This is a genomic window from Luteococcus sp. H101 (assembly GCF_038433155.1).
In the GTDB taxonomy this organism is placed as follows: Bacteria; Actinomycetota; Actinomycetes; order Propionibacteriales; family Propionibacteriaceae; genus Luteococcus.
The window spans coordinates 1-5,246 of the sequence record NZ_JBCDMW010000038.1; the positions used below are offsets into that span (position 1 = coordinate 1).

At 63.6% G+C, this 5,246-nt stretch carries 3 protein-coding genes; 2 read left to right on the top strand and 1 reads right to left on the bottom strand.

The annotated features are described in order from the left end of the window. Positions 1–284: 284 nt before the first annotated feature. A complete protein-coding gene (locus AAEX60_RS14965) occupies positions 285–2,171 on the bottom strand; it encodes a polysaccharide biosynthesis protein (protein ID WP_342104511.1) in 1,887 nt (628 codons plus the stop codon). Positions 2,172–2,480: 309 nt separating this feature from the next. Here AAEX60_RS14965 and AAEX60_RS14970 point away from each other — a divergent pair, with 309 nt between their 5' ends. Together AAEX60_RS14970 and AAEX60_RS14975 are read left to right on the top strand one after the other, a co-directional pair. Continuing rightward, positions 2,481–3,632 (top strand): LCP family protein, encoded by a 1,152-nt coding sequence (locus AAEX60_RS14970; RefSeq protein ID WP_342104514.1) that lies wholly within the window; start codon positions 2,481–2,483, stop codon positions 3,630–3,632. A gap of 89 nt (positions 3,633–3,721) precedes the next feature. Beyond that, a complete protein-coding gene (locus AAEX60_RS14975) occupies positions 3,722–5,170 on the top strand; it encodes a polysaccharide biosynthesis tyrosine autokinase (protein WP_342104516.1) in 1,449 nt (482 codons plus the stop codon). Positions 5,171–5,246 lie beyond the last annotated feature (76 nt).

Sequence of the window (5,246 nt, forward strand, 5' to 3'; positions counted from 1 at the left end):
GCCGTGATCGTGCAGGCCAACCACCCCGAGTTCAGCAGCATCGGCAAGGACGCCTTCCCCGGCGTCCAGGTCCTGGTGGTGGACGGCCGCAACTGCACCGACCCCGCCCAGTGGGACGGCGTCAAGCGCTTCGTGATCGGCGACGGCGAAGCCTGAACCTGAGGGCGGTGGCGACGCCGCCCATCATGCTGGCCAAGCCCGTCGAGGTCACCTGAGATACCCAAAGCAAAGGCCCGGTCACCAGCAACGCTGGTGACCGGGCATTTGTGGTCTTCCGGAGTGGGTCAGCCCTGCATGGCCTGCGGGAGCGAGATGGGCTGGGTGTCCTCGCTCTCGGCGTCGGTCACCACGGCAAGAACGGGGCGCCCTTCACGAAGCTCAACGGCCCGCTGTTGGGTAAGGGTGGCCATCGAATCCGGATCCGAGCCATCGATGGTGAGCAGAGCCTTGGGATCCAGCGGCGGCACGCTGACGCGGTTGATCAGGTCGTGATCGGTCTTGATGGCCGCCTCGTCCCCGCTGAACAGCACCTCGTCCATCTTCTCGTTGGGGCGCAGACCGGTGAAGACAATCTCAATGTTCTTGCCGGAGCGGGCAATCAGGTTCTTGGCGACGTCCAGGATCTTGACCGGCTCGCCCATGTCCAGCACCAGCACCTCCGACGGCTGGCCGATGGCGCCGGCCTGGATCACCAGCTCACAGGCCTCGGGAATGGTCATGAAGTAACGGGTGATGTCCGGGTGGGTGACGGTCAGCGGGCCACCCTGGGCAATCTGCCGGGTGAAGGTCTCCAGCATCGAGCCCCGGGAGCCCAGAACGTTGCCGAAGCGAACGCTGAGGTAGCTGCGGCCGGTCTTCTGCCCGTAGTAGGCGGTGAGTTCCTCCGCGATCCGCTTGGTCTTGCCCAGCACGGAGGTGGCGTCGGCGGCCTTGTCGGTGGAGATGTTGATCACCTTCTCGGCACCGTACTTCTCCGCCATCTGCAGCACATTGAGGCTGCCCAGCGTGTTGGTCTTCCAGCCCTCGTGCGGGTACATCTCCAGCATCGGCAGGTGCTTCAGCGCGGCGGCGTGGAAGACGACGTCGGGACGGTGCTCGGCGAAGATCCTCTCCAGAGCGTCGGCATCCCGAATGTCACACAACGCCATGTTCCGCGTGTTCAGCAGGCCCTGGTTGAAGATGCTGAGCTGGGTGCTGTGCAGGCCGGACTCGTCCCGGTCAAGCATGACCAGCTCCCGAGGGCCGAACTTGTAGACCTGACGGGCAATCTCGGAGCCGATGGAACCACCGGCGCCGGTGACCAACACCACCTTGCCCTGCAGGTAGCCGGCGATGGAACCAAGATCCGTCTTGATCTGGTTGCGGCCCAGCAGGTCGACGACGTTGATCTCGTGCAACTGGGCCAGCGACACCTGGCCGCCGACCATCTTGTCCAACGTGGGGAGTACCAGCAGCTTCAGACCATTGGCCTCGGCGGCCTGATTCAGCTTGTTGAGCTTCTCACTGGTGACACTGCCCATCGCAATGATGATGGTCTCGACGTCTTGCTCCAGCGCCACCCGCACCATGTCCTCGCCGGTGCCCCGCACGCTGGTGCCCAACAGGTGGAGGTGACGCTTCTCCGTCGCGTCATCCAGGAAGCCGCGGATCTCGTACTGCGAGTCGGGGTCATTGTGGATCAGCCGGCCCAGTTGCAGGCCCGCATTGCCGGCGCCGTAGATCAGCACCGGCTCCGGTGGGGCCTCCACCGTCCGGGCGGGGGTGTTGCGCTCCAACACGGCGCGGGCAACGAAATGCCCCCACGCCATGATGATCAAGGCACCCATGGGCGCGGTGACCACCACGCCCCGGGAGAAGTCCGTGAAAAGGCTGTAGTAGGCGCCCAGCAGCACCCCGATGCCCAGCACGATCGTGCCCAGCATGAAGGTGCCCTCAAAGCTGCCGATCCGGTAGCGCCCACGGTAGAGCTTGGTGGCCCAACCAAGGCAGAGCTGCATGACGCCAGCAGCACAACCGTAGGTGAAGGCCAGCTGCCACTGCAGCCCCCCCACCTCGAAGTCGTACCGGGCACCCAGATAGGCGAAGATGCCGACGAACCAGGCAAGGCAGTCCCATGCAGCGATGGAACCGCGCACAATCCGGGCACGGGTCGCAGAGTTGATGGGCAGCATCGGAGTGTCCTTTCGAAAGCCGCTGGGTTCGAGCAGACGAATGCTGACGCCCACCCACTGCATCCAGCCGGAGCCCCCGAGCTACAACCGGTACAAGAAACGTGCCACCGCGCGCGGCAACACCTGACGGACCCAGTCTAACCAGCACACCCTCCAGTCATAGACGGATCACCCAACATCTGACTAAATTGCTCCGCCCGGACCCCTCAGAACCTTGACCCGTGACAGAGTGCAAGGCGTTTGCCTTATGGTGTAGGTATGTCGGACGACTCCCCCAGCTCCCCCAAACCCCGCCGCACGGGTCTCAAAGTGACGGTCGGCCTCTTGGCCCTGTTGCTGGTGACCGGCCTGCTGACGGCCGGCGGCTACGCGTGGTATCTACGCCACACGGTGGACAAGAACGTGCAGCATCAAGCCCTTTTGCCCACGGGCGAGGTGCAGAACCTGGTGGTCCCGCAGGACGCCGAGGGCAATCTGATCGGCCCGGACATGAAGACGTTGGCGGATGATCAGGGTCAGCTGATTGATGCGTCGCAGATGCACATCGATGCCGAGGGTCGGGTGGCTGATGCCAAGAACCGCCCCTTGTTGGTACTCAATGGCACCGCGCTGCCCAAGCTCTCAGACGATCAACAGGGTGAGTATCTGATGGGGGTCAAGTCCAACAATTTCGGTCAGCCCAAGCGCTCGGCCAAGGCAGGAAACTCCCTGAACTTCCTAGTGGTGGGAAGCGACTCTCGCGGCAGTGACCGCGGGCGCTCGGACGTCATCATCCTGGCTCATGTGTCCGGCGACCGTAAGCGCGTCGATCTGATCCACGTCCCCCGCGACCTCTACGTCTCCATTCCGGGTCAAGGCAAGAACAAGATCAACGCCGCCTACGCCTTCGGCGGGACGCCGCTGCTGGTGCAGACCCTGCAGCCACTGGTCGGAGTGCCGATCGATCACGTGGCCAAGATCGATTTCCAGGGCTTCGTGAAGATGACCGACGCCATCGGCGGGGTCACCATCGCCACGGACGAGGGCACCAAGACGTTCAATGGCACCGAGGGACTGGCTTGGGTTCGCGAGCGCTACCACCTGAGCCAAGGTGACTTCAGCCGCGGCGAGCGACAGATGCAGTTCATCCGTGCGGTCTTGGTGAAGGGCCTGTCCAAGGAGGTGCTGACCAATCCGGCCGAACTGTCCCGTTTCCTGGATGCAGCCACCAGCAACATGGTGGTGGATGAGAAGTTCAGCACCGGCGAGATGCAGAAGCTGGCGCTGAGTCTCCGCAGTCTGCGCGGCAGCGGGATCAAGATGCAGACCGCGCCGTGGGAGTCCGCTGGCCCCGGGCCGCACGGCATGTCCATCGTGACCATGAGCGAGCCGCAGATGAAGGTGCTGGCGACGAATCTGCAGAACGACACCATGAACAAGTACGTGGACAATGTGTCCCCCAAGAGTGGCTACGGCCGCTGAGTTTTTTCACTACCCTTGAAGAATCCCCCGATGCAGTGACGTCAGGCGGCCCGCACGCCCGGCGTTCCCTGACAGAAAGTGACACCCCCGTGGACTTGCAGGACTACCTCCGGATTGCCCGCAGACGGTGGCGCGCCATCGTCGCCATGACCACGCTGATGGTGGCGCTGGCTGCTTTGGTCACCATCCTCACCCCCAAGAGTTACCAGTCCACGGCCCAGCTGTTCGTCTCCACCAGCGGCGGAGACACCAACGCGGATTTGGCTCAGGGCAGCACCTTCACTCAGAAGCAAATGAAGACCTATTCCCAGGTCATTGCCTCACCCAAGGTGCTCGATCCGGTCCGCAAGAAGCTCAAGGTGGAACCCGGTGCACCGCTTGCCGACGCCCTGACAGCCACATCACCTCCCGACACAGTGCTGATCAACGTTGCGGTCACTGATCGTGATCCCGCCAAGGCTGCCCGGACGGCAAATGCCGTCGCGGAGGAGTTCACCTCCACGGTTCAGGAACTGCAGGCGGTGAAGGCCGATAAGGACAGCCCGGTAAAGGCCACCGTGATCAAGCCCGCAGAAGAGACCAAGACTCCGACATCCCCCCGGCCACTCCGGAATCTCGTCATGGGGCTCTTGGCCGGTCTCCTTCTCGGCTTGGGCCTGGCGCTACTGCGGGATCGAATGGACACTTCCGTGGCTGGTGAGCGGGATGTCAAGGAAATCACCGATGAGACCATCATCGGCGCCATCCCCTTTGACTCCCAGGCTCCCAAGCAGCCCCTTATTGTGCAGAGTGACCCGATGAGCTCTCGCTCCGAGGCCTTCCGCACCCTGCGCACCAACCTGCAGTTCGTGGACATCGCCAACCACCCCAAGGTGTTCGTATTGACCTCTTCACTTCCGGGTGAGGGCAAATCCACCACTGCAGCCAACCTGGCTCTGACGCTTGGGGCCAGTGGTTCCACCGTCTGCGTGATCGAGGGGGACCTGCGCCGCCCCCAGCTGCTGAACTACATGGGCCTGGAGGGCGGGGTTGGCCTGACCAGCGTCCTGATCGGTGAAACGGAGCTGGAGGATGTCCTGCAGCCCTTCGGCGAGAACCTGTACGTCCTGGGCGCCGGACCGATCCCGCCGAACCCCAGCGAGCTGCTCGGCTCCGAGACCATGCGCGCACTGCTGAACCAGCTGCGTGACCGCTTCGACTACGTGATCATCGATGCTCCCCCGCTGCTGCCCGTGACCGACGCCGCCGTGGTCTCCCGCCTGGCCGACGGCGCAATCGTCGTCGTGGGTGCTGGCGTGATCAAGAAGGAGAACGTCACCCGTGCCCTGGAGAGTCTGGACACCGTCGAGGCCAATGTGTTGGGCATCGTGATGAACCGGGTTCCCACCAAGGGCAGGGGTGGCTACTACTACTACGGCGAGCGCTACGGCTACCGCCAGCCTGCCAAGCCGGAAATGGCAGAGGCACTGCCGCAGTCGCCGGCCATCGCTGGTCAGGGCGGCGGGACCCCGTCGCGAGCCGTTGGGACGATCGGCTGACCGGACAAAGCCAAAGGACAGCGGTGGGAAACAAACAACAAGGAGGGAACGCAACGGTGTTGTCCTCCACAACACC